This is a genomic window from [Mycobacterium] fortunisiensis, assembly GCF_019050325.1.
In the GTDB taxonomy this organism is placed as follows: Bacteria; Actinomycetota; Actinomycetes; order Mycobacteriales; family Mycobacteriaceae; genus Mycobacterium; species Mycobacterium fortunisiensis.
Genome location: NZ_VOMB01000020.1, coordinates 236636 through 262822, shown reverse-complemented (window position 1 = coordinate 262822; position 26187 = coordinate 236636). Strand labels below are relative to the sequence as shown.

Below are 26187 nucleotides of genomic sequence, written 5' to 3'. Positions count from 1 at the left end.
ATGACCGGCCGCAGCCTGCGACGATGTCGTGTCATGGCAGCATGGTCAGCCATGAAGTTCAGGATCAGGTTCGGCGTGCTGCTGGCCGTGACGGCACTGGCGGCAGCGGGCTGTACCCAGGTGGTCGACGGGCAGGCCCAAATCGCGGTGCCGCGGCCCGGCACCCCGGTGCAATGGCTGCCGTGCAAAGCCGGCTCGGGTGACCACGCGCAGATCCCCGAGGGTGCCGAGTGCGGTTTGCTGTCGGTGCCGGTGGACTACGACAAGCCCGACGGCGACGTGGCGCGTCTGGCGATGATCCGCTTCCCGGCCGCGGGCCAGAAGATCGGCTCGCTGGTGATCAACCCCGGCGGCCCCGGCGAATCCGGCGTGGAATCCGCCGTCTCGCTGCTGTCGAGCCTGCCGCAGACGGTCAAGGACCGATTCGACATCGTCGGCTTCGACCCGCGCGGCGTCGGCTCCTCGGCCCCGGCGGTGTGGTGCAACTCCGACGACGACAACGACCGGCTGCGTGCCGACCCCACCGTCGAATACACCCCGGAAGGCGTCGAGCACCTGGAGAACGAGACCAAGAAGTTCGTCCAGCGCTGCGTCGACAAGATGGGCACCGAGTTCCTGGAGAACGTCGGCACCGAAAACGTCGCCAAGGACCTCGACGCGATCCGGGCCGCCCTCGGTGACGACAAGCTGACCTACCTCGGTTACTCCTACGGCACCCGCATCGGTGCGACCTACGCCGAGAAGTTCCCGCAGAAGGTGCGGGCGATGATCCTCGACGGCGCCGTCGATCCCAATGCCGATCCGGTGGAGGAGAACATCCGCCAGGCCGCGGCGTTCCAGAAGGCGTTCGACGACTATGCCGCCGACTGCGCCACGAATCCGGACTGCCCGCTGGGTACCGACCCGGCCAAGGCCGTCGAGGTCTACAAGAGCCTGATCGACCCGCTGGTGGAGCACCCGGCCAAAACCCGGGACGGCCGCGGGCTGAGCTACAGCGACGCCACCGTGGGCACCATTCTGCCGCTGTACTCGCCGAACCTGTGGCGGCACCTGACCGAGGGGCTCAACGGCCTCAAGAAGGGCAACGGCGAGGTCATGCTGGCGCTGGCCGATCTCTACATGGGCCGAGATGCCCAGGGCCACTACAACAATTCCACCGACGCGCGGGTGGCGGTCAACTGTGTGGACAAGCCGGCCATCACCGACCGGGCCACCGTGGTCGAAGAGGATCGGCGCAGCCGTGAAGTGGCCCCGTTCCTGAGCTATGGCGAGTTCACCGGCAACGCGCCGCTGGGAACCTGCGCGTTCTGGCCGGTGCCGCCGACCAGCAAGCCGCACGAGATCTCGGTGCAGGGGCTGCCCCCGACCCTGATCGTCTCGACCACCAACGACCCCGCCACCCCCTACCAGGCCGGCGTGGACCTGGCCCGGCAGCTCGGCGGCACCCTGGTCACCTTCGAAGGCACCCAGCACACCGTGGTGTTCCAGGGCAACAAGTGCATCGACGACATCGCCGCGACGTACCTCCTCGACGTGACCGTGCCGCCGGCAGGCACCCGCTGCTGACCGACGCCACCGGAGGAGGTCACCGGATGGTCTCCGGCCCATTTCTGCTCGGACTCGGGCGCAGACCCAGCACCGCCTGCCGTGCGAACATGGCAGCCGTGCGGTGGGCGGGCGGTGTTGCGTGGACGCGAGCAGTGACTCGGGTTCTGGCGGCCGCACTGCTGGGCATCACTGCCGCGGCGGGTCCGGTTCCCGGACCGGTCGCCCACGCCGCGCCGCAACAGGGGCCGGAATCGTCGTTGGAATGGGGAAGTTGCGCCTCCTGGGTGCAAGATCCGGCGGCGATCCCGACCGCGCAGTGTGGCACCGTCGCGGTGCCCGTCGAGTGGGACGCAGCGGGGGATCCGGCCAACCCGCAAGGCGCACAAGCACAATTGGCCGTCATCCGGATACCGGCCACCGGTGACCGGATCGGTGCGCTGTTCGTCAACCCCGGCGGTCCCGGAGCCTCGGCGGTCAACACCGTGGCCGGGATGGGCGCGGCGCTGGCCGGCTCACCACTGACCGATCACTTCGATCTCGTCGGCTTCGACCCGCGCGGCGTCGGGCATTCCACCCCGCAGTTGCGCTGCCGCACCGACGCCGAGATCGATGCCTACCGGCGCGAATCGCTGACGGATTACAGCCCGGCCGGGGTGGCCCACATCGAGGACGTGTACCGCCAGTTCGCGCAGCAGTGCCTCGATCGCATGGGCGCGCCGTTCCTGGCCAACATCGGCACCGCCTCGGCGGCGCGGGACATGGATGCGGTGCGGGCCGCGTTGGGGGAGAACCAGATCAACTATCTGGGCTTCTCCTACGGCACCCAATTGGGTGCCGCCTACGCCGAGCAGTTCGGCGACCGGGTGCGCACCATGGTGCTCGACGGCGCGGTGAACCCGAGCCTGGATCCGATCACCAAGAACGCCCGCCAGCTGGCCGGATTTCAGAAGGCGTTCGACGCGTACGCCGCCGACTGCGCGGAATCGGCGGACTGCCCGCTCGGGGCGGACCCCACCCAATTCGTCAGCCGCTACCACCAATTGATCGACCCGTTGGTGAGCGCGCCGGCCGTCACGTCGGACCCGCGCGGGCTGAGCTACGCCGACGCCATCACCGGTACCGGCAACGCGCTGTACTCGGCCCGGTACTGGCCCTACCTGACCAGCGGCCTGCTCGGGCTGGCCCGCGGCACCGACGCCGGTGACCTGCTGCTGCTCGCCGACGACTATTGGCACCGCGACGATTCCGGGCAGTACCAGCCCCTGCAGGACGCGTTCAACGCCATCCGCTGCGTCGACGCACCGTTTCCCACCGACCCGGCGGTGTGGGCCGAGGCCGATCGACGCAACCGCGCCGCGGCACCCTTCCTGGCCTACGGCGAGTTCACCGGCTACGCACCCCGCGACCTGTGCGCGCTGTGGCCGGTGCCGGCGACCTCGGCACCGCACCCGGTGACCGGACCGGGCCCGGGCAAGGTCGTGGTGGTGTCCACCACCGGGGACCCGGCGACCCCGTATCAGGCCGGCGTGGAACTGGCCCGGCAAATGGGTGCGGCGCTGATCTCGTTCGAGGGCACGCAACACACCGTGGTGTTCAACGGAGACGCCTGCGTCGACACCGCGGTGCTCAATTTCTTCCTGACCCAGACCTCGCCGGGCGACCTTTCCTGCTAACTCTTGTCAGCGCTGTAACACAGATTTAACAGCCGATGCCTACGCTGCGGGCATGGACCGCCAGAAGGAATTCGTGCTGCGCACCCTCGAGGAACGCGATATCCGGTTCGTTCGGTTGTGGTTCACCGACGTGCTCGGATACCTCAAATCGGTGGCCATCGCCCCGGCCGAACTAGAAGGCGCCTTCGAGGAGGGCATCGGGTTCGACGGATCCTCCATCGAGGGTTTCGCCCGCGTCTCGGAATCGGACACCGTGGCCCGGCCCGACCCGTCCACCTTCCAGGTGCTGCCCTGGACCACCGGCGCCGGAAAGCACTACTCCGCGCGGATGTTCTGCGACATCACCATGCCCGACGGCTCGCCGTCGTGGGCTGATTCGCGGCACGTGCTGCGTCGCCAACTGGCCAAGGCCAGCGACCTCGGTTTCTCCTGCTACGTCCACCCCGAGATCGAGTTCTTCCTGCTCAAGCCCGGTGCCGACGATGGCACCCCGCCGATCCCGGCCGACAACGGCGGCTACTTCGACCAAGCCGTGCACGACGCCGCCCCCAACTTCCGCCGCCACGCCATCGACGCCCTGGAGCAGATGGGCATCTCGGTGGAGTTCAGCCACCACGAGGGTGCCCCCGGCCAGCAGGAGATCGACCTGCGCTACGCCGACGCCCTGTCGATGGCCGACAACGTGATGACCTTCCGCTACCTGGTCAAGGAAGTCGCCCTGGCCGACGGGGTGCGGGCCTCGTTCATGCCCAAGCCGTTCGCCGAGCACCCCGGCTCGGCCATGCACACCCACATGAGCCTGTTCGAGGGCGACACCAACGCCTTCCACAGCCCCGACGACCCACTGCAGCTGTCCGATGTGGCCAAGTCCTTCATCGCCGGAATCCTGGAACACGCCAGCGAGATCAGCGCGGTCACCAACCAGTGGGTGAACTCCTACAAGCGTCTCGTGCACGGCGGCGAAGCGCCCACCGCGGCCTCGTGGGGCGCGGCCAACCGTTCGGCGCTGGTGCGGGTGCCGATGTACACCCCGCGCAAGGCGTCGTCGCGGCGCGTAGAGGTCCGCAGCCCCGACTCGGCCTGCAACCCTTACCTGACCTTCGCGGTGCTGCTGGCCGCCGGGCTGCGTGGCGTCGAGAAGGGCTACGTGCTGGGGCCGCAGGCCGAGGACAACGTCTGGAGCCTGACGTCGGAGGAACGCCGCGCCATGGGCTACCGCGAGCTGCCGTCCAGCCTGGGCAACGCGCTGGAATCCATGGAGAACTCCGAGCTCGTCGCGGAAGCGTTGGGGGAGCACGTATTCGACTACTTCCTGCGCAACAAACGCGCGGAGTGGGAGAACTACCGCAGCCACGTCACGCCGTACGAGTTGAAGAACTACCTGTCGCTCTGAGTCACCGGCGCCGGGCGCCGATCGTTTCCCGCGGGAGTGCGCTACCGTCGTGAACGTGCCCAGGCCTGCGACCGATCGCCCGAAACTGCCCAGCGTCGGTCGGCTCGGTCTGGTCGGACCGCAGGCCGCCGCCGAACTCGACCGGCTCGGCTGGAACACCGAGGCACACGTCGAGCTGCTTTGGTCGCTGTCGCGCGCACCGGACGCCGACATCGCGCTGTTGGCGATGGTGCGGTTGGCCGACGAACTCGGGGCCGGATGGGATGAGCTCAACCGGGCGCTGCTGACCGACCGCGCGCTGCGGGGCCGCCTGTTCGCCGTCCTGGGCTCCTCACTGGCCCTGGGCGACCACCTGATCGCCCACCCCCAGTCATGGCGGCTGCTGGCCGGCGCGGTGGAACTGCCCGACGCCGCCCAGCTGCATGACATCTTCACCGCGGCTGCCCGTGACGCCGAGATCGACCGCGGCATAAGCAGTGCGGTGCCCGTGCTGCGAGATCTCTACCGTGACCGGTTGTTGGTGCTGGCCGCCCTCGACGTGGCGTCCACCGTCGAGAACGAGCCGGTGCTGCCGTTCGTCGAGGTGGCCGCCCACCTGTCCGACCTGGCCGACGCCGCACTCGGCGCGGCGCTGACCGTGGCCACCCGGGTGGTGTGTGAAGACGGCCCCGAGCCCCGGCTGGCCGTCATCGCCATGGGCAAATGCGGTGCGCGCGAACTGAATTACGTCAGCGACGTCGACGTCATCTTCGTCGGCGAGCCGCTGGTGGACACCGGGGACGGCGACGGCGGGGACGACAACCTGGCCACCGCCACCCGGGTGGCCGGCGAGATGATGCAGCTCGCCGCCGACGCGTTCTTCGAAGTCGACGCCGCGCTGCGGCCCGAAGGCAAGCGCGGACAGTTGGTCCGCACCTTGGAATCCCACATCGCCTACTACGAGCGCTGGGCCAAAACCTGGGAGTTCCAAGCGCTGCTCAAGGCGAGGCCGGCCGCCGGGGACCCCGAGCTGGGCCGGGCCTACATCGACGCCCTGATGCCCATGGTGTGGACCGCTTGCGAGCGTGAGGATTTCGTTCCCGAGGTGCAGGCCATGCGCCGTCGCGTCGAGGAGCTCGTCCCGGCCGGGGTGCGGGCCCGCGAGCTCAAACTGGGCACCGGCGGGTTGCGCGATGTCGAATTCGCGGTCCAACTCCTGCAATTGGTGCACGGCCGCAACGACGATTCGCTGCACGTGGCCTCCACCGTCGATGCGCTGTCCGCCCTCGGGAAAGGCGGCTACGTCGGACGCGACGACACCGCCAACCTGACCGCCTCCTACGAATTCCTGCGCCTGCTCGAACACCGGCTGCAACTGCAGCGGCTCAAGCGCACCCACATGCTGCCCGACGAGAACGACGACGAGGCCTACCGCTGGCTGGCCCGGGCCGCGCACGTCCGTCCCGATGGTCGCCACGACGCGCTGGGTGTGCTGCGCGAAGAGCTCAAACGGCAGAGCATGCGGGTATCGCGGTTGCACGCCAAACTCTTCTACCAGCCGCTGCTGGAGTCGGTGGGCCAGCCCGCGGTGGGCATCGGCGCCGGGATGAGCACCGAGGCCGCCGAACGTCAGTTGGCCGCACTGGGTTACGAGGGCCCACAGAGCGCGCTGACCCACTTGGCCGCGCTCACCGGGCAGAGCGGCCGCCGCGGCCGGGTTCAACAGGTGCTGTTGCCCACGCTGCTGGACTGGCTGTCGGACACCCCCGATCCGGATGCCGGGCTACTGGCCTATCGCCGGATCAGCGACGAACTCGCCGAGCAGCGCTGGTACCTGTCGACCCTGCGCGACGAAGGCGCGGTGGCCAAGCGGCTGATGCGGATCTTGGGCACCTCCGCCTACATCCCCGAACTGCTGATGCGCGCCCCCGAGGTGATCCAGCTCTACGCCGACGGACCGAACGGACCGAAGCTGCTCGACGGCGATCCCGACAGCGTGGCGCGTTCCCTGGTGGCCTCGGCCGGTCGGCACGCCGACCCGGTCCGGGGTATCGCGGCCGCTCGCACGCTGCGCCGTCGGGAACTGGCCCGCATCGCCTCGGCCGACGTACTCGGCCTGCTCGAGGTGACCGACGTATGCAAGGCATTGACCTCGGTGTGGGTCGCGGTGCTGCAGGCCGCACTGAATGCGGTCATCCGGGCCAACACTCCCGAATCCGGGGCGCCGGCCCGCATCGCGGTGATCGGCATGGGCCGGCTCGGTGGCGGAGAGCTGGGCTACGGCTCCGACGCCGACGTGATGTTCGTCTGCGAGCCGGCGTCCGGCGTCGAGGACGCCGCGGCCGTGCGCTGGTCGGTGAGCATCGCCGAACAGATCCGGGCCCTGCTGGGCACCCCGAGCGCGGACCCGCCGCTGGAAGTGGACACCGGGTTACGCCCCGAGGGGCGTAACGGGCCGCTGGTGCGCACGCTGGCCTCCTACGCGACGTACTACGGGCAGTGGGCACAACCGTGGGAGATCCAGGCGCTGCTGCGCGCGCACCGGGTCGCCGGAGATCCGGAACTCGGTGAACGCTTCCTGCTCATGATCGACAAGACCCGGTATCCCGCCGGCGGGGTGTCCGCCGAGGCGGTCCAGGAGATCCGCCGGATCAAGGCCCGCGTGGATGCCGAGCGCCTGCCCCGCGGCGCCGACCCGAACACCCACACCAAGTTGGGCCGCGGCGGGCTGGCCGACATCGAATGGACCGTGCAGCTGCTGCAGCTGCGCTACGCACACACCGTGCCCGCGCTGCACAACACGTCGACGTTGCAGACCTTGGACGCGATCGGCGCGGCCGAACTGGTCGCCGAAGGCGACGTGGCGCTGCTGCGGGAGGCCTGGCTGACCGCGACGCGGGCGCGCAATGCCCTGGTGTTGGTGCGCGGCAAGCCCACCGACCAGCTGCCCGGGCCGGGTCGGCAGCTCAACGCGGTCGCGCTGGCGGCCGGGTGGGGCAGTGACGACGGCGGGGAGTTCCTGGACAACTATCTGCGGGTGACCCGGCGCGCCAAGGGTGTGGTCCGCAAGATTTTCGGCGGTGAGTAGCTGCGGCGGGCCAAGCACCTGATAGTAAGTACGTCTATGGACTACCGGTTCGACGTCATCTCCGCCGCTGAGCATGACCGGCTCGAAGCTCTCTATGAACCGTTCGCCCAGGCGATGCGCGAACTGGTGGACGCCGGCGTGCGGACCGAGGTGGATCCGCAGACCATTGCCGAGGCGACCGCGGCGGTCGAGGCGATCACCGCATCGCTGCGCCGCGAACAGCGCGACGGACCGCACGCCATGGTGCACGCCGACACCCGGCGGCCGGTGGTGTGGGCCAATCCCGTCGTCGGGCTGCGCAACGCGCTGGCCCCGCCCCTGGTGATCGAGCACACCGACGACGGTCGCTGCTTCAGCGAATTCACCCTCGGCGCCGCCTATGAGGGCCCGCTGGGCTGGGTGCACGGCGGGATCTGCGCGCTGGTGCTCGACCACATTCTGGGCGAGGTGGCCAGCGGCGCATTGCACGAGCCGCGCTACACCGGCACCATCACCTGCCGGTACCGGCGCGGCACACCGCTGGGAGCGTTGCGCGCCGAGGCCTACGTCGACCGGACCGAGGGCATCAAAACCTTTGCGCGGGGCCATATCAGCGATGGCGAAGGGATCACCGTCGAGGCCGAAGGGGTATTCATCACCCCGGCGTGGGCGCGTGACGCCGGATGAGGTTCTACGTCAGCACGGCCTTCATGGACACCCGCGATGCGGTCGAAATAGCCCGCGCGGCAGATGATCTCGGCTACGACGGGATGGGCATCCCGGATCATGTGGTGAACCTGGAGACATTGTCCACGCCGTATCCGTACACCAAGGACGGCAGCCGACGCTGGGAAGCGTTCACCGACTGGCCGGACCCGTGGGTGATGATCGGCGCGCTGGCGCTGGTCACCACCCGGCTGAAGTTCGTCACCACCGTGTACCTTCCCGCGATGCGCGACCCGTACTCGGCGGCGAAAGCCATTGGTACCGCGGCGTATCTGGCCGGTGGCCGGCTGGAGCTCGGCATCGGTGTCGGCTGGTGCGAGGAGGAATTCGAGCTGCTCGGGCAGTCGTTCGCCCGACGCGGCAGGCGAACCGACGAGATGCTCGAACTGATGAAGCAGCTGTGGGCGCCGGGCTGGACCGAGTTTTCCGGCGAGTTCTATTCCACCCCGCGTTTGGAAATGGAGCCCAGCCCACCGCCGATCCCGATCTACGTCGGCGGGCTGTCGGACATCGCGCTGCGTCGCGCGGCGCGACACGACGGCTGGATCGGCGACCTGATCTCCACCGAGGCCGCCGTGGCGCGCGTCGAGCGGCTACGTCAGCTGCGCACCGAAACAGGTTTGACGATGGACGATTTCACCGTCATCACGCCGCTGACGGACGCGTTCACCCCCGAGCACTATGCCCGTGCGCAAGCCAGCGGTATCACCGGCGTCATCACCATGCCGTGGATGTTCTACTCCGGTCCGGACGCCCCACTCGCCGAGAAGATCGACGGGATGAAGCGGTTCCGCAAAGACCTGGCGCTGGATTAGCGCCCGAGCCGGCCGAACCGCCGCCGCGGCTCTGCCGTCGCGCGTGCTGTCGGCCGTCGACGCGCATCCACCGACAGCGCCCCGGCACCGGTCGTCGCCAGCAGCAGGAACGCGAAGCAGTACATGATCGTCAACTCACCGCCGTTGCCGCCCAACTGTTGGTCGAACGGCCAGAAGCCGGCGGCCGGCCCCTCCAGCGGTGGCCAGTGCATCCAGAAGTAGGCGACGGCCATCTCGCCCGCGGCGATGAAGGCTGCCGGACGGGTGAACAATCCGACGAGGACCAGCAGGCCGGCGACGAATTCGATGAGCCCTGCCCACCACCCCGGCCAGGTTCCCACCGGGATGGCAGCCCCCAGCGGCCAGCCGAACAGTTTCATGCTGCCGTGCAGCGTGAACAACAGACCGAAAATGATGCGGAACGCGCTCAGGACCGGTGACGAGTAGCTCGCAAGTCGGGCATCCAGGTTGGTCGTCATGGGCCGAGAATACGCCGGGGCTCCCAGGAATCTCACAGCTCCAGCAGGACCGTTACAGGGCCGTCATTCACCAGTTCCACCTGCATGTCCGCCCCGAAAACTCCGGTTTGCACCACTGCGCCCAACTGTTTGAGGGCGTCGGCGAATTCGGTCACCAGCGGTTCGGCGACGACGCCGGGTGCCGCGGCGTTCCACGACGGCCGCCTGCCCTTGTCGGTGTTGGCGTACAACGTGAACTGGCTGATCACCAGGATGGGTGCGCCAACGTCCGCCGCGGACTTCTCACCGTCGAGAATCCGCAACTGCCAGAGCTTTTCGGCCATCCGCCGGGCCTTGGCGGCGTCATCGTCATGGGTCGCCCCGACCAGGGCGACCAGCCCCTGCGGGTTCGGCTCGATCGCGCCCACGATTTCGCCGTCGACCGCAACATTGGCCGATGTCACCCGCTGCACCAGAACCCGCATCGGTCCATTGTGCTTTCGGCGCTGGGCGGGCCGCCGGTCGGGTGCCTACCCGAGGGCGGATCTGCCGTAGTTGTTCGCGTACGCGTTCGCCACGCCAGGGAGGATCTCGACGATGGTGAAATAGCGGTCCCACAGTGGTGTTTCGCGGAGTTCCTCGACCGCAAGCTCGTACTCGTGCGGATCGGTGGTCTCCCAGAGCAGGAGGTCGGTGACCCTGGCGGTGTAGAACTCCGTGTCGTACCAACGGAAATTCACTGCTGGGTGTCGATCGAGTATCGGTTGCAGGTGCCGGGCCAGTTCATCGAAGCGTTTGGCCACCGGGAATCCGAGCCATTCCGCATTGGTCTTGACCAACATGAAAACCGTGAACATTGTGAACCTCGTTCTCTCATCTGTGAATACGACCGGAGAGAAACGAAAAGGCCAACGAATCTCTCCGTTGACCTGTGAGGTTGTCAGCACCGCAAGCGATTGCGCTCGCGTTGGTTAGGTTAGCCTAAAACTGTGGCCCCCGGCAAGAACCGGGGGCCACAGTCTGAGCGACTTGGACGTCGCGTCGGCGGTGCCGACTTACACGTCGTAGTAGAGCGAGAACTCGTACGGGTGAGGCCGGATCTGGATCGGCATGATCTCGTTCTCCCGCTTGTAGGAGATCCAGGTCTCGATCAGGTCCTCGGTGAACACGCCGCCCTCGGTGAGGTACTCGTGATCCTCTTCGAGCTTGTCGATCACGGCGGCCAGCGAGGTCGGGGCCTGCGGGATGTTGGCGGCCTCGTCCGGCGGCAGCTCGTAGAGGTCCTTGTCGACCGGGGCGAGCGGCTCGATCTTCTTCTTGATGCCGTCGATGCCGGCCATCAACATGGCCGCGAACGCCAGGTACGGGTTACCCGAGCTGTCCGGGCAGCGGAACTCCAGGCGCTTGGCCTTGGGGTTGTTGCCGGTGATCGGGATGCGCACGCAGGCCGAGCGGTTGCGCTGGCTGTACACCAGGTTGATCGGGGCCTCGTAGCCGGGAACCAGACGCTTGTAGGAGTTCACCGTCGGGTTGGTGAAGGCCAGCAGCGATGGGGCGTGGTGCAGGATGCCGCCGATGTAGTGCCGTGCGATGTCGGACAGGCCTGCGTAGCCGGCCTCGTCGTGGAACAGCGGCTTGCCGTCCTTCCACAGCGACTGGTGGGCGTGCATACCCGAGCCGTTGTCACCGAACAGCGGCTTGGGCATGAAGGTGACGGTCTTGCCGTTCTGCCACGCGGTGTTCTTGATGATGTACTTGAACAGCAGCACATCGTCGGCCGCATGCAGCAGGGTGTTGAACTTGTAGTTGATCTCGGCCTGGCCGGCGGTGCCCACCTCGTGGTGGCCGCGCTCCAGCGTGAACCCGGCGTTTTGCAGGTTGGTCGACATCTCGTCACGTAGGTCGACGTAGTGGTCGTACGGTGCGACGGGGAAGTAGCCCCCCTTGGGGCGGACCTTGTAACCGCGGTTGGCGCTGCCGTCGGCCTCGAAGGGCTCACCGGTGTTCCACCAGCCCGACTCCGAATCCACCTCGTAGAAGGTGCCGTTGATCTTCGAGTCGAAGCTCACCGAGTCGAAGATGTAGAACTCGGCCTCGGCGCCGAAGAAACACGTGTCGGCGATTCCGGTGCTGGCCAGGTAGTTCTCCGCCTTGCGGGCCACGTTGCGCGGGTCGCGGGAGTAGGCCTCACGGGTGAACGGGTCGTGCACGAAGAAGTTCAGGTTCAGCGTCTTGGCGGCGCGGAACGGGTCGATGCGCGCGGTGTCGGGATCCGGCAGCAGCATCATGTCCGATTCGTGGATCGACTGGAAGCCGCGCACCGACGAGCCGTCGAACGCGAGACCGTCTTCGAAGACGCTCTCGTCGAACGCCGACGCCGGGATCGAGAAGTGCTGGACGACGCCGGGCAGATCGCAGAAGCGAATGTCGACGTACTCGACGTTTTCGTCCTTGATCAGCTTGAAGATGTCGTCGGACGTCTTTTCTGCCACTGAAGTGTTCTCCTTTACTGGTAACCCGCGGGTTGACGCTAAGGACACGATGTTGCGCAGTCATCAACCGTATGTTGCGCGGAAGTTACGCAATGGCGTTTCCCTGTGACCTGAGCTACCGACGGCCACCTGGCGGGTCCCGCCTATTCTGGCCCTATGGCGCGCACGATGGGAACTTGGCTGTCCGGACCGGGACCGTTCGACGCCGGTGACGGCGATGGTGCGCCCGACGACCGGGGGAAATACCCCGGCGAGCGCCTCGGCCTGCCCGAATCCGGCCCCGGTTCGCTGGCCCGGATGGGCCGCCGGCTCGGAGCGTTGTGCATCGACTGGCTGGTGGCCTACGGACTGGCCGGGCTGGCGATGGCTCTGGGCCTGGTGACGATGCCGTTGCTGTCCACGGCGGTGCTGGTGATCTGGATGGTGCTGGGTACGGTCGCGGTGCGGCTGTTCTCGTTCACTCCCGGACAGCTCGCCGTGGGTCTGGTGGTGGTTCCCGCCGACGGCCGCAACAGCATCGGCATCGTGCGGGCCTTCCTGCGGGTGCTGCTGATCGCACTGGTGATCCCGCCGCTGGTTTCCGACAGTGACCTGCGCGGCCTGCACGACCGGCTGACCTTCACCGCCGTGTTGCGACGCTAGCGCCGCCGGGCGGTGCGCTGCATGCCCCGCATCTTCGCGCCCGCCGGCATCGGCCCCTTCGGCAGGCCGGCCGCACCGGTCTTGGTACCCAGCGCGGCGAGCCGGGACTCGATCGAGTCCATCTGCTTGACCGTGATGTTGGCCGGCAGCTTGTTGAGGTGGCGTTCCAGCTTGGACAGTGGCACCTCGCCCTCGCCGTTGCCGACCACGATGTCGTAGATCGGGATTTCGCCGACCAGCCGCGCGGTGCGCTTCTTCTCCTGGGCGAGCAGCGGCTTGACCCGGTTGGGTGCACCCTCGCCGACGAAGATCACCCCGGGCCGGCCGATCACCCGGTGCACGGCGTCGAAATGGCCGGTCGCCGCGACGCCGGGGGTGACGCGCCACTTGCCGCGCAAGTTGTCCAGCGCCCAGGCCGCCGCCCCGGTCTGGCCTTCGGCCTTGAGATACACCGACTTCTGGGCCCGGCGGCCGAAGATGATGAACGCAACCAAGGCGCCGAGCACCACGCCGAGCGGGATCAGCGTGTACATGGTGAACCCGCCGATCAGCACACCGGCGACCACCGCGGCAGCCACGATCAGCACGAACGCGCCGATCATGTACGGCAGCAGCCGCTTGTCCTCTTTGCGCTGGATCTGGAACGCCTGCCACAACTGACTGCGCCGCTGTTTGGCCGCCGCCTTACGGGCAGCCTTCGCCTCGGCCTTTGCCGCCTTCGTTTCCGCGGCATTGCGGGATTTCGCCATTACTTCAGGATACGGGGGGCTGATCGGCGAACCGAACCCGCGCGGCCTGCGCATAGAGCCGGCCCGCACGGTAGGACGACCGCACCAGCGGACCGGCCAGCACCCCGGCGAATCCCAGGCCCTCGGCGTAGCTCGACAGCTCGACGAATTCGTCGGGATGGACCCAGCGTTCGACCGGGTGATGACGCGGCGAAGGCCGCAGGTACTGGGTGATCGTGACGATGTCGCAACCGGCGTCGTGCAGATCGCACAGCGCGGTCCGCACCTCGTCGATCGTCTCACCCATGCCCAGGATCAGGTTCGATTTGGTGACCAGCCCGAAGTTGCGGGCCGCGGTGAGCACCGCCAGGCTGCGGTCGTACCGGAACGCCGGGCGGATCCGCTTGAAGATGCGCGGCACCGTTTCGACGTTGTGCGCGAACACTTCTGGGCGCGACTCGAACACTTCCTCCAGCTGGGCCGAGATACCGTTGAAGTCCGGTGCCAACAGCTCCACGCCGGTGTTCGGGTTGAGCCGCTTGATGTAGCGAACGGTTTCGGCATACAACCAGGCGCCGCCGTCGGGCAGATCGTCGCGGGCCACGCCGGTCACCGTCGAGTAGCGCAGACCCATCGCCTGCACGCTCTCGGCGACCCGCCGTGGTTCGTCGCGGTCGAGCTCGGCCGGCTTGCCGGTGTCGATCTGACAGAAGTCGCAGCGCCGGGTGCACTGCTCACCGCCGATCAGGAACGTGGCCTCCCGGTCCTCCCAGCATTCGAAGATGTTGGGGCAGCCGGCCTCCTCGCACACCGTGTGCAGGCCCTCGCGCCGCACCAGGCCCTTGAGCTCGGTGTACTCCGGGCCCATCTTGGCCCGGGTCTTGATCCACGGTGGCTTGCGTTCGATAGGCGTCTGCGCGTTGCGCACTTCCAAACGCAGCAGCTTCCGGCCTTCTGGAACAACAGTCACGAGTTCATCCTACGTTCAGCGCTACCTCGAGACGTCCGTCCAGCGCGTCACACACCGCGGCGGCGACCCGGTCGGTGACGTCTTCGACGGTGATGCGGTGACCGAGTTCGGCCGTCAGCGACGTGACACCCGCATCCGCGATCCCGCACGGCACGATCGACGAGAAAGCCGACAGATCGCAGTCACAGTTCAGTGCGAAGCCGTGCAGTGTCGTCGCCCTCGCCACCCGGATGCCGATCGCACCGACCTTGCGGGCGGGCCGGAGCTCATCGGCGCCGACCCACACTCCGGAGCGTCCCTCGACCCGGCCGGTCGGCAGACCCAGGCCCGCGCACACCGTGATGAGTGCTTCCTCAAGGCGCCGAACGAAATTCACCACATCCAACGGCTCGGTGAGCCCGACGATGGGATACCCCACGAGCTGACCGGGACCGTGCCAGGTGATCTTGCCGCCCCGGTCAGTGTCGACGACGGGGGTGCCGTCCACCGGGCGCTCGTGTGGCTCGGTGCGCTTGCCCGCGGTGTAGACCGCCGGATGCTGCTGCAGCAGCAGGGTGTCGGGCCCACCGGCCACCCGGGCGTCGGCGATCTCGCGCTGGAGTTCCCAGGCGGCTGCGTAATCGATCGTGCCCAGGCGCCGGATCTCCACGGGTGCGGCGGCTGAGCGGATGGATGTCACAGTTCGACAGTACTGGTCACAGGTCTTTGGGGGCGGTGGCGTAGGCCAGGGCCTCACCGACGGTGTTGTGGTGGAAGGCGAAACCGGCGCGTTCCAGCGCGGCGGGGATCGCCCGCTGGCCCACCAGCAGACCTTCGTCGGCGATCTCGCCGAGCAGTGCCCGCAGCGCGAAACCCGGCACGATCACCGGGGTGGGCCGGTTGACGGCCCGGCCCAGCGCCGCGGTGAACTCGGCATTGGTCACCGGGGCCGGGCCGGTGAAGTTGACCGGCCCGGACAGGCCTTCGGTCGACATCGCGAACCGCACGGCGCGGACCTCGTCCTCCAGGCTGATCCACGGCAGGTACTGCCGGCCGTTGCCCAACCGGGCACCCAGACCGAGGGAGAACAACGGCTTGAGCCGGTTCACCATCCCGCCGGACGGCGCCATCACCAGGCCGGTGCGCATCAGCACCACCCGGGATCCGGCCGCGACGGCGGTGGCCGTGGCCGCCTCCCAGTCCGCGCACAAACCGGCCAGGAACCCTCGCCCCTCGGGCGCGGTCTCGTCGGTCACCCGGTCCCGGGTGTCGCCGTAGTAGCCGACCGCGCTGGCGTTGACCAGCACGGGCACCCCGGCCTCGGCCACCGCACCGGCCAGCACCTCGGTGGGACCGATCCGGCTGTCGCGCAGACCCTGTTTGAACGCTCCCGACCAGCGCTTGTCGCTGAGCCCGACACCGCACAGGTTCACCACCGCGTCCACGTCGCGCAGCGCACCGGCGTCGAATTCCCCGGTGTCGGGGTTCCAGAACAGCTCGTCGCCGTTCGATGGTGCCCTGCGCACGATCCGGATGACCCGGTGATCGGCCGCGCGCAGCGCCGTTACCAGCGCCGAGCCGATCAGACCGGATGATCCCGCTATCGCGATGACGGCATCCGCCACGGTGGGGAACCCCTCCTAACGGCCCTTACAGCCCGAGGTCAGCCTCGAATGCACCTTCTTCGAGCCTGCGCTTGATGGTGGTCACGAACCGGCCGGCGTCGGCGCCGTCGATCAGCCGATGGTCGTAGGTGAGTGGCAGGTAGCACACCGAGCGCACGCCGATCGACTCGTTGCCGTAGTCGTCGGAAATGACCCGCGGCCGCTTGACGATCGCCCCGGTGCCCAGCATCGCCGCCTGCGGCGGCACCAGGATCGGGGTGTCGAACAGCGCGCCCTGGCTGCCGATGTTGGTGATGGTGAACGTGCCGCCGGACAACTCGTCGGGCTTGAGGTTGCCCGAACGGGCCCGGGCCGCGATGTCGGAGATCGCCCGCGCCAACCCGCCCAGGGACAGGTCGCCGGCGTTGTGCACCACCGGGGACAGCAGACCCTGGTCGGTGTCGACCGCGAAGCCCAGGTGCTCGGCGTCGTAGTACGTGATCTCCTTGGTGTCCTCGTTGTAGCTGGCGTTGACGTTCGGGTGGATCTTGAGCGCGTCGATGACGGCGCGGGCGATGAACGGCAGATAGGTGAGGTTGACGCCCTCGCGCTCGGCGAAGTCCGCCTTCGCCCGGGCGCGCAACGCCACGATCTTGGTCATGTCGACCTCGTGGGTCTGGGTCAGCTGCGCCGTCGCCTGCAGGGATTCGCGCGTTTTCTTCGCCGTGATCTGGCGAATCCGGTTGGCCTTCTGCGTGGTTCCCCGCAGATGCGCCAGCGCGGGGGCCGGCGCGGCCGGAGCTGCGGCGGCGGGCGCGGGGGCCGCTGGTGCCGCGGCGGGAGCGGCAGGAGGAGCCTGCTGTGCCTTTGCCGCCTCGGCCGCGGCGAGCACATCCTGCTTGCGGATGCGTCCGCCGACCCCGGTGCCCTTCACGGTCGCCAGGTCAACACCGTTCTCCGCAGCCAACTTTCGCACCAGCGGGGTGACGTACGGGGAGCCGTCGGAGGCTGCCGGTGCGGCCTCAGCCGCGGGTGCAGGTGCGGGTGCCGGCTTGGCGGCAGGTGCGGGTGCGGGCTTGGCCGCGGCGGGCTCGGGCTTTGGCTCGGGCTTGGGCTCCGGCTTCGGTTCGGGAGCCGGGGTGGGGGCCGCAGGCGCCGGGGCAGCGGCGGCGTCGCCGATCTTGGCCAGCTCGCCGCCGACCTCCACGGTGTCGTCTTCCTGCGCGGTGATCGACAGCAGGGTGCCGGCCACCGGGGAGGGGATCTCGGTGTCGACCTTGTCGGTGGACACCTCGACGAGCGGCTCGTCCACGCCGACGGAGTCGCCGACGTTCTTGAGCCAGCGGGTCACGGTGCCCTCGGTGACCGACTCACCCAACTCGGGCATCACGACCGAGGTGGCCGAGCCCGACGATGCGGCCGCGGGAGGCTCGGCTGCCGGAGCCGGAGCTGGTGCCGCGGCGGCGGGCTCGGGCGCCGACTCGGCCGGAGCCGGCTCGGGTTCGGGCTCGGGGGCGGACTGAGGGGCCGGTGCGGCCGCGGCTTGTTCGCCGGCCTCGCCGATGACCGCGAGCTCGCCGCCGATTTCGACCGTGTCGTCCTCTTGCGCGACGATCTTCGTCAACACACCGGCTGCCGGCGACGGGATTTCGGTGTCGACCTTGTCGGTGGACACCTCCAGCAACGGCTCGTCGACTTCGACGGTGTCGCCCTCCTGTTTAAGCCAGCGAGTGACGGTCCCCTCGGTGACACTCTCACCTAGTGCGGGCATCTGGACGGAGATGGCCATGTGTATTGACTCCTCGGACGGTCACTTGTGACGACTCGAACTCTGGCTTACCACAGCTGGGTGCACCGGGTACGGCACCTAGGTGGATTGTCGGAACCATCCTGTCACTGCAGCACCACTCGCACACACTCAGGGTTGCCGCTCGCTCTGGCACTATCGGGTGAGGGGTTTGATTCCAGTGCATCACCGTTGCCGAGAGCGAAGGAGAGCGTTCCGTTGGGGCTGTTCGATTCGTTTCGCCGGGGCAGGTCGATGCGCCGATCCGGCGGCGACGCGGCCGCCGATCTGCAGTATCTGCAGCGCTGGGTGGCCGACCACGCCGGTGTCGAAGCGTTCGTCGAACCCCGGACCACGGTGACCGACGTGACCGTCGTCCTCGTTGCCGCCGATGGGGAATGGACCCGGCGTCGCGCCGGCGGGGAGGCGGGCGCCCGTCGCCTCAGCGATCGGTTACAGGTGCCGGTGTACGACGTGCAGAAGGTCGGCTACCCGCAACGGATGCGCGACTACGACGCGCGGCGACGCATCGAACGCCAACGCGCGATGCGCGCCGAGCTCGACGACCGTTAGAGTCACAGCATCCGATACCCCCGGTATTGGATACTCTTCGTTACACGTACTCGGTGGAGGGTGTGGACTATGCAGAGTTTCGTCGTCAGCGCGGACGGAACCCGGATCGCGGTATACGAACAAGGGGACCGGCAGCGTCCCACCCTCGTGATGGCGCACGGCTGGCCGGACTCGCACGTGTTGTGGAACGGGGTGACGGGCGAACTGGGGGAGCGCTTCCACATCGTGCGCTACGACAACCGCGGCGCCGGCGCCTCGGATGTGCCCAAGCGCGTCGCCGCGTACCGGATGGACCAGTTCGCCGACGACCTCTCGGCGGTGATCGAGGCGGTGAGCCCCGGGGCTCCCGTGCACGTGCTGGCCCACGACTGGGGCTCGGTGGGGGTGTGGGAGTACCTGAGTCGGCCCGAAGCCGCCGACCGCGTGGCGTCGTTCACCTCGGTGTCGGGACCCAGCACCGACCACTACGGATCCTTCATCCGCGGCCGGCTGGCCCGACCGTACCGGCCCATCCGCTTCGCCAAGGCGGTGAACCTGGCCTCGCGATTCAGCTACTGGATCCCGTTCTCGGTGCCGGTGATCGCGCCGGCGCTGATGCGGGCCGGCGCGGCCCGCCGGCTGCAGGCCATCGACACCCGCGGCCCCAAGTTTCAGTCGGACACCCTCGACACGGACGCGGCGAACGGACTGAAGATCTACCGCGCCAACGCGATTCGATCGCTGACCCGGGTACGCGGCGATCACTATGTGACCGTCCCGGTGCAGTTGATCTGCAACGACCACGATCCGGTGGTGCGAGGACACGGCTACGAGGACGAGGCCAGGTGGGTGCCGCTGCTGTGGCGCCGCGACCTCAAGGCCGGGCATTGGGCCCCGTTCTCGCACTGGCGCGCCATCGCCACCGCCACTGCCGAGCTGATCGACCACATCGAAGGGGCACCGGCGGCCCGCGGGCTGCGCCGCGCACAGGTCGGACGTCAGCGCGAACCCTTCAGTGACACACTGGTTTCGGTGACCGGTGCGGGCAGCGGCATCGGCCGGGCCACCGCGCTGGAGTTTGCCGCGCAGGGGGCCGAACTCGTGGTGAGCGACCTGGACGAGGCCGCGGCCAAGGCCACTGCCGACGAGATCGCCGCCCGCGGCGGCATCGCGCATTCCTATCAGCTCGACGTGGCCGACGCCGACGCGGTGGAGGCCTTCGTCGAACGGGTCTGCGACACCCACGGGGTACCCGACGTGGTGGTCAACAACGCCGGGATCGGCCACGGCGGCAAGTTTCTCGACACCCCGGCCGAGCAGTACGACCGCGTGCTCGACGTGAATTTCGGCGGAGTGGTCAACTGCTGCCGGTCATTTGCCCGCCGGCTCGTCGACCGCGGCACCGGCGGCCACATCGTGAACGTCGCCTCGATGGCCGCCTACTCGCCATCCGGATCGATGAACGCCTACTCCACCAGCAAGGCCGCCGTGTTCATGTTCTCCGATTGTCTGCGCGCCGAATTGGACTCGGCCGGAGTCGGTTTGACCACGATCTGCCCCGGGGTGATCGACACGAACATCATCGACACCACGCACTTCGACCTGCCCGTCGAGCAGCAGGACCGGGCGGAGCAGGTGCGGGCGGCGACCAAGAAGGCCTTCGCGGCGCGACGCTACGGGCCCGACAAGGTGGCCAAGGCCATCGTGGCCGCCGTCGTGAAGAACAAGGCGATCCGCCCGGTCACCCCGGAAGCCTATGCCGCCTACGGGATTTCACGTCTGGTGCCCTCAGCGCTGCGTCGGGTGGCGCGCTCGGGCTCGCTGTAGTACCGCCACCAGCGGTGGCCCCTACTGCGGATGTGCCGCGAGGTAGTCGGCCACCGGTATCGGCGCCTCGGCGGCGTATCCGACCGGCAACAGCACGTCACCGGCCGTCGACACGTAGTAGACGTCCCAGCGGTAGAACACACCGAACGCCGCCGGATCGTCTGCCAGTGCGGCAGCGTAGGCGTTGACCGCACGCACGTACGCGTCGGCGTTGTTGTACCGGAACAGGGCGTGATCGCGATCGTCGGCAAATCCGTTGGCGGCCAGATGACGACCGGCCGCCATGATGCTGTCCCGAGGTGAGTTGATATCGCCGCCCGCTCCATAGGCGGCGAAGGTCGAGGGCATGAACTGCATCGGCCCCTGCGCACCGGCCGAGCTGGCACCGGTCACGCTGCCGAAGTGGGTCTCGATCAGGTTGATCGCGGCGAGGTAGTTCCAGCCCACACCCGAAGCCGCTTCGGCGTCACGGTAGGCCTCGAGTAACACCTCCATCGGAGGTGGCGGGTTGATGCGCCACGCCGGCAGCACGTCGCGAGGCTCGGCCAGCGCGGCCAGCTCACGCCGGGCCTCGATATTGCGGTCGTAGAACGCCACCAGTTCGACAGGGATACGCGGCCGGACGATGCCGTCCCACTCGGGATGACGGCCGATCGCGCGGTAGGCCACCTGCTGACGACGCGCGGCCCGCGCCAACGCCTCCTGGGGGGTGGCCGGGTCACGCAGGGTCCGCTCGTCGGCAACCAGCTCATCGGCCAGCGTGACCGGATCCGCGGCCAGGCGTGGCTGCGCGCCGGCCGGGGTGCTCGGCGGGCCGGCCGCCGGCGGCGGCGCCGTCGTCGAGGCCGGGCCCGGGGCCGCGGCCGGCGGCGCTTCCGACGATCCCGAACAGCCACCGAGGCCCAACGCGAACGAGACTGCGAGAGCCGAGATTCTCGTCGTCCTGTTCACGTTGGCCCGGCGCACTTTTCAGCCGTTCGCGGCGATATCTTCCAGCACCGCGAACATCGTCCGCGTCGGCACACCGGTGCCGCCCTTGGGCGTGTAACCCCATGGCCCACTGGTGTTGTACGCGGGGGCGGCAATATCGATGTGCGTCCACTCGACCCCGTCCGCGACGAACTCGCGCAGATACGTGCCCGCCACCAGCATCCCGGCGTAGCGCGACCCGCTGACGTTGGCCAGATCGGCCACCGTGGACTTGAGATCGTCCTTCAGCTCCTCGGGCAGCGGCATGGCCCAACCGTTTTCGCCGACCGCCTGCGACAGCGTGGCGACCCGATCACGAAACTCGTCGCTGCCCATCACGCCCGGCGTGCGTGACCCCAACGCCACCGTCTGCGCTCCGGTCAGCGTCGAGGTCTCGATCAGATAATCGGGCTCGTCCTCGCAGGCCCGCACGATGGCGTCGGCCAGGATCAGCCGACCCTCGGCATCGGTGTTGAGCACCTCCACGGTGATACCGCCGTACTGGGTCAGCACATCCCCGGGGCGCTGGGCGGTCGCCGACGGCATGTTCTCGGCCATCGGCACGGTGGCGATCACCTCGATGGGCAGCTTCTGTTTGGCGGCCAGTACCACGGTGGCGATGACGGCCGCCGCCCCGCCCATGTCCGAGGTCATGTGGTGCATGTTGGCGGCCGGCTTGATCGAGATGCCCCCGGTGTCGAACGTGATGCCCTTCCCGACGAGCGCGACGCGTTTGGGCTTCTTGCCTGAACCCCGGTGGATCAACCGGACCAGTCGCGGCGGGCGCGAGGATCCCTTGCCGACACCCACGATGCCGCCGTAGCCGCCCTCGGCCAGGGCCTTGTCGTCGAACACCTCGACCTCAAGCCCGGCGGCCGCACCCAAAGCCTTTGCCCGCTCGGCGAATTCGTCGGGGAACAGGTGGCTGGGCGGGGTGTTGACGAAATCGCGGGCGGTGGCGACCGCCGTCGCGATGTCCACCGCGCGACCAGCCTGCCCCTTGGTGGCCGCGGTGGTGCCGGCGGTCAGCGCGGTGATCGCGGTCAGCCCGGTGTCGGTGGGCGCGGTCTTGGCGCTGCGGAAGTCGTTGAACCGGTAGGCACCCAGGATCAGCCCCTCGACGGCGGCTTCCAGATCGATCGCCGACAAGGTGGTCACCACCGTGCCCACCTTGTCCAGGGCCCGCGCGGCGCTACCCGCGGCCCGCCGGATCACGTCGGCGGGCCACTCCTCGCGCGGCTTGCCCAGGCCGACGGTCAGCACGCTGGCCACCGGGAGAGAGGAGACAACCAGCCGATGCGTCTGGCCCTCGCCGCCGGTGGCGCCCAGCGCCTGCAGGTGAGATTCGACGGCGGCGATCGCCTCCTCGTCGAGGTAAGGCTGGACGGCCGCCACCTTGGGGCCGGCGTCGTCACTGACGACGCCGATGACCAGGACGGCCTCGTCGACCCCCTTGCGGGGCAACGACGAGCTGACGGTGACGGTGGGGGCCTGGTAGCCGGGTTCGCTGCTCACCCGTTTCACCTTAAAGTCCGGACAGCGGGTATGCCGTGACAGGTGCGGTGAAACCCTTCAGGGTGAGAGAGCGAGGTGCGCTGAACGCCCGTCCGTCGAGCAGCTCACGCAGCGGCTCGGAAACCAGGATCTGGCTGGGTTCGGCGGCGCCGACGAGGCGCGCCGCCCGATTCACCGGATTGCCGAAATAATCGCCGCCGATGGCCAGCACCTCGCCGAAATCGAGACCGGCCCGCACCTGCAGGCTGGTCTCGGCGGCCCGGGGATGGGTCACCAGATCGACGGCCACCTGCACCAGCTCGGCGGGTTCGGAGCCGACCCACATGATGGCGTCCCCGATGAACTTCACCACGCGGCACCCGGCGGCGTGCACGATCCCGGTGCTGGTGGCGCTGAACTCGTTGAGCAAGGCCGACAATTCGTCGGTGGTCAACATCTGGGTCAGCGCCGTGAACCCCGAGAGATCAGCAAAACCGATGCCGCACAACGTATCCGACGAACCCTCTGGGAGCACGTGCTCGAAGTAACGGCGCGCACTCATCACATGGTGGCGGTGAACGGCATCGATCATCGAGCCGATCCGCGGGATGAACCCCGCGGCCGCCCGGTAGGCCTTGGCGGTGGTGAGCTCGTCATGGGTGAGGTCGAGACGGAGGTCGGGCGTGCTGGCGCGGCTCATCGTGAACAACGCTTCGGCCAACCGAGCCATACCCGAACCGATCACGCGCAGCAGACCGGTAGCCTCGGCCTCGCCGACCAGAAGCCGCAGCTCGGCCCAGGTCCGCAAGGTCTCCAGGTCGGCGTGGCTCAGGGTTTTCACCTCGCAGTCGGCCACGGTCAGGCCCAGTGCGGCCCAGGCGCGCTGCACGTCGGCCAGCGGCACATCGAGCTCGGCGGCCACATCGGCCAGGCAGTACTCCGGTGGCCCGGACCACTGCAGGACATCGCCGGCCAGCCCGAACAACCGGCCGCGGGACTCTGCCTCGACCATCTGCTCGGTGGTGAACCCGAGCGAGTCCAGGTACTCGATGAGCGGAGCCCGCTCCCGTGCGTCGGGGATGCCGGCGGCCGCCAGCGCATCGAAATCGACCACCAGACAAGTGTGGCTTCGCCGCCCCGATCAGGGGAGCAGTTCAGGCTTGCAGATTAGGGTGGGGTCGTGAGTGACGACCTGCTGCACGGACCGTTGGAAGACCGCCATCGCGAGCTGGGAGCCAGTTTCGCCGAGTTCGGTGGATGGCTGATGCCGGTGTCCTACGCCGGGACCGTCGCCGAGCACAACGCCACCCGCGCGGCCGTCGGCCTTTTCGACGTCAGCCACCTCGGAAAGGCACTGGTCAAAGGCCCCGGCGCGGCGGCCTACGTCAACTCCGCACTCACCAACGACCTGAACCGGATCGGACCCGGAAAGGCGCAGTACACCCTGTGCTGCACGGAGTCGGGCGGCGTGATTGACGACCTGATCGCCTACTACGTCTCCGACGACGAGATCTTCCTGGTGCCCAACGCCGTCAACACCGCGGCGGTGGTCGCCGAGCTGCAGAAGCACGCCCCCGACGGGCTGACCATCACCGACGAGCACCGCTCCTACGCGGTGCTGGCGGTGCAGGGGCCCAAGTCCGCCGAGGTGCTCGGCGCACTAGGGCTGCCCACCGACATGGACTACATGGGTTACGCGGACGCCGAGTACCAAGGCGTCCCGGTCCGGGTGTGCCGCACCGGCTACACCGGCGAGCACGGCTACGAGCTTCTGCCGGCCTGGGACCGCGCGGGCCAGGTGTTCGACGCGCTGGTGAGCGCCGTGCGCGCGGCGGGGGGCGAGCCCGCGGGGCTGGGCGCCCGCGACACCCTGCGCACCGAGATGGGCTACCCGCTGCACGGTCACGAGCTGGCGCTGGACATCTCGCCGCTGCAGGCCCGCTGCGGTTGGGCGATCGGGTGGCGCAAGGACGCGTTCTGGGGGCGCGAGGCGTTGCTGGCCGAGAAAGACGCCGGGCCGAACCGGTTGCTGCGCGGGCTCAAAGCCATCGGCCGCGGCGTGCTGCGTGCCGATCTCGCGGTGCTCGACGGGGACACCCGGATCGGCACCACGACGTCGGGGACCTTCTCACCCACGCTGAAAGCCGGTGTCGCGTTGGCGCTCATCGACACCGCGCACGACGTCGCCGACGGTCAGCGGGTGAGCGTCGACGTGCGTGGCCGTGCCGTCGAATGCGAAGTGGTCAAGCCGCCGTTCGTGGCCGCGCACACCCGCTGAGGCCCCCGCTCCCGCGGGGGGAAATCGCTGGCACCCGGGCGATACAATCGCTGCATGACTAGCGGCCATCTCGAGTTCACGGTTTCAGGCAATACGAATCCGGCGACCGATGCGGTACGCGAATCCATTCTGGCCAACCCGGGTTTCGGCAAGTTCCACACCGACCACATGGTGGCCATCGACTACACCGACGGCCAGGGTTGGCACGACCCGCGGGTGATCCCGTACGGGCCGCTGGAGCTCGACCCCTCGGCCATCGTGCTGCACTACGCGCAGGAAGTGTTCGAAGGGCTCAAGGCCTACCGCTGGGCAGACGGTTCGATCGTGTCGTTCCGGCCCGAGGCCAACGCGGCGCGGCTGCGGGCCTCCTGCCGTCGGCTGGCGATGCCCGAACTGCCCGAGGACGCGTTCATTGAATCGCTGCGCCAACTCATCGCGGTCGACGAGTCATGGGTGCCGGCGGCCGGCGGCGAGGAATCGCTGTACCTGCGGCCGTTCATGATCGCCACCGAACCCGGGCTTGGGGTGCGGCCGGCCAACGAATACCGCTACCTGGTGATCGGTTCACCGGCCGGCGCGTACTTCAAGGGCGGCATCAAGCCGGTCAGCGTGTGGCTGTCGCACGAGTATGTGCGGGCCTCACCCGGCGGTACCGGCGCGGCCAAGTTCGGCGGCAACTATGCGGCCTCGCTGCTGGCACAGGCGCAAGCCGCCGACAACGGCTGCGATCAGGTCGTCTGGCTCGACGCGATCGAGCGTCGCTACGTCGAAGAGATGGGCGGGATGAACCTGTTCTTCGTGTTCGGCAGCGGCGGTTCGGCCCGGCTCGTGACGCCCGAGCTGTCGGGCTCGCTGTTGCCGGGTATCACGCGAGACTCCTTGCTGCAGTTGGCCACCGACGCCGGCTTCGCGGTCGAGGAACGCAAGATCGACGTCGATGAATGGCAGAAGAAGGCCGCGGCCGGCGAGATCACCGAGGTGTTTGCCTGCGGTACCGCCGCGGTCATCACCCCGGTGTCCCACGTGAAATATGCAGACGGCGAGTTCACCATCGCCGACGGGAAGCCGGGCGAGATCACCATGGCCCTGCGCGACACCCTGACCGGTATTCAGCGGGGCACCTTCGCCGATACCCACGGCTGGATGGCGCGGCTCAACTAGCCGATCGCCAGGGCCTGCCCGCTGCGCGTGACGGGTCCGTCGCCGG

At 68.4% G+C, this 26187-nt stretch carries 23 protein-coding genes; 11 read left to right on the top strand and 12 right to left on the bottom strand.

Going from position 1 to position 26187, the window contains the following annotated elements; all coding sequences use genetic code 11:
• Positions 1 to 51 precede the first annotated feature (51 nt).
• The 6 genes from FR943_RS17255 (at position 52) to FR943_RS17230 (ending at position 9201) form a co-directional block, all read left to right on the top strand.
• Complete coding sequence (locus FR943_RS17255) at positions 52 to 1566, top strand: alpha/beta hydrolase (RefSeq protein WP_246585075.1); 1515 nt, start codon at positions 52 to 54, stop codon at positions 1564 to 1566.
• An 89-nt stretch (positions 1567 to 1655) separates the two neighbouring features.
• A complete protein-coding gene (locus tag FR943_RS17250) occupies positions 1656 to 3221 on the top strand; it encodes an alpha/beta hydrolase (protein ID WP_217159378.1) in 1566 nt (521 codons plus the stop codon).
• Between the two features lie 52 nt (positions 3222 to 3273).
• Positions 3274 to 4614, top strand: coding sequence for a glutamine synthetase family protein (locus FR943_RS17245; RefSeq protein WP_217159377.1), 1341 nt, complete (start codon positions 3274 to 3276; stop codon positions 4612 to 4614).
• Positions 4615 to 4663: 49 nt separating this feature from the next.
• Positions 4664 to 7681, top strand: coding sequence for a bifunctional [glutamine synthetase] adenylyltransferase/[glutamine synthetase]-adenylyl-L-tyrosine phosphorylase (locus FR943_RS17240; RefSeq protein ID WP_217159375.1), 3018 nt, complete (start codon positions 4664 to 4666; stop codon positions 7679 to 7681).
• A gap of 36 nt (positions 7682 to 7717) precedes the next feature.
• Positions 7718 to 8347: a PaaI family thioesterase gene (locus tag FR943_RS17235; protein WP_217159373.1), complete on the top strand. Its 630-nt coding sequence runs from the start codon at positions 7718 to 7720 to the stop codon at positions 8345 to 8347.
• The gene (locus FR943_RS17230; RefSeq protein ID WP_217159371.1) at positions 8344 to 9201 is read left to right on the top strand and encodes a TIGR03619 family F420-dependent LLM class oxidoreductase; all 858 of its coding nucleotides are present in this window, start codon (positions 8344 to 8346) and stop codon (positions 9199 to 9201) included. Before FR943_RS17235 ends, FR943_RS17230 begins: the two co-directional genes overlap by 4 nt.
• On the opposite strand, the gene FR943_RS17225 is transcribed toward FR943_RS17230, so the two are convergent.
• The 4 genes from FR943_RS17225 to glnA all read right to left on the bottom strand — a co-directional run bounded on the left by FR943_RS17225 (position 9198) and on the right by glnA (position 12151).
• The gene (locus FR943_RS17225) at positions 9198 to 9680 is read right to left on the bottom strand and encodes a DoxX family protein (RefSeq protein WP_217159370.1); all 483 of its coding nucleotides are present in this window, start codon (positions 9678 to 9680) and stop codon (positions 9198 to 9200) included. The genes FR943_RS17230 and FR943_RS17225 overlap by 4 nt on opposite strands.
• Before the next feature lie 32 nt (positions 9681 to 9712).
• Positions 9713 to 10144 carry a D-aminoacyl-tRNA deacylase gene (gene dtd, locus FR943_RS17220; protein WP_217159368.1) on the bottom strand — a complete coding sequence of 144 codons (432 nt, stop codon included), beginning with the start codon at positions 10142 to 10144 and terminating at the stop codon, positions 9713 to 9715.
• 45 nt (positions 10145 to 10189) lie between these two features.
• Complete coding sequence (locus FR943_RS17215) at positions 10190 to 10516, bottom strand: darcynin family protein (protein WP_217159366.1); 327 nt, start codon at positions 10514 to 10516, stop codon at positions 10190 to 10192.
• A 198-nt stretch (positions 10517 to 10714) separates the two neighbouring features.
• A complete protein-coding gene (gene glnA / locus FR943_RS17210; RefSeq protein WP_217159364.1) occupies positions 10715 to 12151 on the bottom strand; it encodes a type I glutamate--ammonia ligase in 1437 nt (478 codons plus the stop codon).
• 156 nt (positions 12152 to 12307) lie between these two features.
• On the opposite strand from glnA, the gene FR943_RS17205 reads away from it, so the two are divergent.
• Positions 12308 to 12793, top strand: coding sequence for an RDD family protein (locus FR943_RS17205; RefSeq protein WP_217159362.1), 486 nt, complete (start codon positions 12308 to 12310; stop codon positions 12791 to 12793).
• Here FR943_RS17205 and FR943_RS17200 read toward each other — a convergent pair.
• From FR943_RS17200 to sucB, 5 genes are read right to left on the bottom strand one after another with little or no spacing between them, the layout of a single operon-like run.
• Positions 12790 to 13542 carry a DUF4191 domain-containing protein gene (locus FR943_RS17200; protein ID WP_217159361.1) on the bottom strand — a complete coding sequence of 251 codons (753 nt, stop codon included), beginning with the start codon at positions 13540 to 13542 and terminating at the stop codon, positions 12790 to 12792. The genes FR943_RS17205 and FR943_RS17200 overlap by 4 nt on opposite strands.
• Before the next feature lie 4 nt (positions 13543 to 13546).
• Positions 13547 to 14491: a lipoyl synthase gene (lipA, locus tag FR943_RS17195; RefSeq protein ID WP_217159360.1), complete on the bottom strand. Its 945-nt coding sequence runs from the start codon at positions 14489 to 14491 to the stop codon at positions 13547 to 13549.
• Positions 14492 to 14495: 4 nt separating this feature from the next.
• Positions 14496 to 15170 carry a lipoyl(octanoyl) transferase LipB gene (gene lipB, locus FR943_RS17190; RefSeq protein WP_217159358.1) on the bottom strand — a complete coding sequence of 225 codons (675 nt, stop codon included), beginning with the start codon at positions 15168 to 15170 and terminating at the stop codon, positions 14496 to 14498.
• Between the two features lie 16 nt (positions 15171 to 15186).
• Positions 15187 to 16095 carry a TIGR01777 family oxidoreductase gene (locus FR943_RS17185; protein ID WP_217159356.1) on the bottom strand — a complete coding sequence of 303 codons (909 nt, stop codon included), beginning with the start codon at positions 16093 to 16095 and terminating at the stop codon, positions 15187 to 15189.
• A 25-nt stretch (positions 16096 to 16120) separates the two neighbouring features.
• On the bottom strand, positions 16121 to 17863 hold the full coding sequence (gene sucB, locus FR943_RS17180; protein WP_217159354.1) for a 2-oxoglutarate dehydrogenase, E2 component, dihydrolipoamide succinyltransferase: 1743 nt from the start codon (positions 17861 to 17863) through the stop codon (positions 16121 to 16123).
• Positions 17864 to 18079: 216 nt separating this feature from the next.
• On the opposite strand from sucB, the gene FR943_RS17175 reads away from it, so the two are divergent.
• Both FR943_RS17175 and FR943_RS17170 read left to right on the top strand, forming a co-directional pair.
• A complete protein-coding gene (locus tag FR943_RS17175; RefSeq protein WP_217159352.1) occupies positions 18080 to 18433 on the top strand; it encodes an oxidoreductase in 354 nt (117 codons plus the stop codon).
• A 69-nt stretch (positions 18434 to 18502) separates the two neighbouring features.
• Positions 18503 to 20239 (top strand): SDR family oxidoreductase, encoded by a 1737-nt coding sequence (locus FR943_RS17170; RefSeq protein ID WP_217159350.1) that lies wholly within the window; start codon positions 18503 to 18505, stop codon positions 20237 to 20239.
• A gap of 21 nt (positions 20240 to 20260) precedes the next feature.
• Here FR943_RS17170 and FR943_RS17165 read toward each other — a convergent pair whose 3' ends face one another.
• From FR943_RS17165 to FR943_RS17155, 3 genes are read right to left on the bottom strand one after another with little or no spacing between them, the layout of a single operon-like run.
• Positions 20261 to 21190: a lytic transglycosylase domain-containing protein gene (locus FR943_RS17165; RefSeq protein ID WP_217159348.1), complete on the bottom strand. Its 930-nt coding sequence runs from the start codon at positions 21188 to 21190 to the stop codon at positions 20261 to 20263.
• Positions 21191 to 21208: 18 nt separating this feature from the next.
• Positions 21209 to 22723, bottom strand: a complete 1515-nt coding sequence (locus FR943_RS17160; RefSeq protein ID WP_217159346.1) for a leucyl aminopeptidase — start codon at positions 22721 to 22723, stop codon at positions 21209 to 21211.
• A gap of 10 nt (positions 22724 to 22733) precedes the next feature.
• Complete coding sequence (locus FR943_RS17155) at positions 22734 to 23816, bottom strand: adenylate/guanylate cyclase domain-containing protein (RefSeq protein ID WP_217159344.1); 1083 nt, start codon at positions 23814 to 23816, stop codon at positions 22734 to 22736.
• A 66-nt stretch (positions 23817 to 23882) separates the two neighbouring features.
• Here FR943_RS17155 and gcvT point away from each other — a divergent pair, with 66 nt between their 5' ends.
• Entirely contained in the window at positions 23883 to 24980 is a 1098-nt protein-coding gene (gene gcvT, locus FR943_RS17150) for a glycine cleavage system aminomethyltransferase GcvT (protein WP_217159342.1), read from the top strand.
• 54 nt (positions 24981 to 25034) lie between these two features.
• Positions 25035 to 26141 (top strand): branched-chain amino acid aminotransferase, encoded by a 1107-nt coding sequence (locus tag FR943_RS17145; protein ID WP_217159341.1) that lies wholly within the window; start codon positions 25035 to 25037, stop codon positions 26139 to 26141.
• Positions 26142 to 26187: the final 46 nt, after the last annotated feature.

Coding starts and splice junctions, on each gene's coding strand:
- FR943_RS17245 (WP_217159377.1), top strand. CDS start 3,274: ATGGACCGCCAGAAGGAATTCGTGCTGCGCACCCTCGAGGAACGCGAT.
- FR943_RS17200 (WP_217159361.1), bottom strand. CDS start 13,542: ATGGCGAAATCCCGCAATGCCGCGGAAACGAAGGCGGCAAAGGCCGAG.
- dtd (WP_217159368.1), bottom strand. CDS start 10,144: ATGCGGGTTCTGGTGCAGCGGGTGACATCGGCCAATGTTGCGGTCGAC.
- FR943_RS17255 (WP_246585075.1), top strand. CDS start 52: ATGAAGTTCAGGATCAGGTTCGGCGTGCTGCTGGCCGTGACGGCACTG.
- FR943_RS17250 (WP_217159378.1), top strand. CDS start 1,656: ATGGCAGCCGTGCGGTGGGCGGGCGGTGTTGCGTGGACGCGAGCAGTG.
- FR943_RS17145 (WP_217159341.1), top strand. CDS start 25,035: ATGACTAGCGGCCATCTCGAGTTCACGGTTTCAGGCAATACGAATCCG.
- FR943_RS17205 (WP_217159362.1), top strand. CDS start 12,308: ATGGCGCGCACGATGGGAACTTGGCTGTCCGGACCGGGACCGTTCGAC.
- sucB (WP_217159354.1), bottom strand. CDS start 17,863: ATGGCCATCTCCGTCCAGATGCCCGCACTAGGTGAGAGTGTCACCGAG.
- FR943_RS17230 (WP_217159371.1), top strand. CDS start 8,344: ATGAGGTTCTACGTCAGCACGGCCTTCATGGACACCCGCGATGCGGTC.
- FR943_RS17225 (WP_217159370.1), bottom strand. CDS start 9,680: ATGACGACCAACCTGGATGCCCGACTTGCGAGCTACTCGTCACCGGTC.
- FR943_RS17235 (WP_217159373.1), top strand. CDS start 7,718: ATGGACTACCGGTTCGACGTCATCTCCGCCGCTGAGCATGACCGGCTC.
- FR943_RS17170 (WP_217159350.1), top strand. CDS start 18,503: ATGCAGAGTTTCGTCGTCAGCGCGGACGGAACCCGGATCGCGGTATAC.
- FR943_RS17215 (WP_217159366.1), bottom strand. CDS start 10,516: ATGTTCACGGTTTTCATGTTGGTCAAGACCAATGCGGAATGGCTCGGA.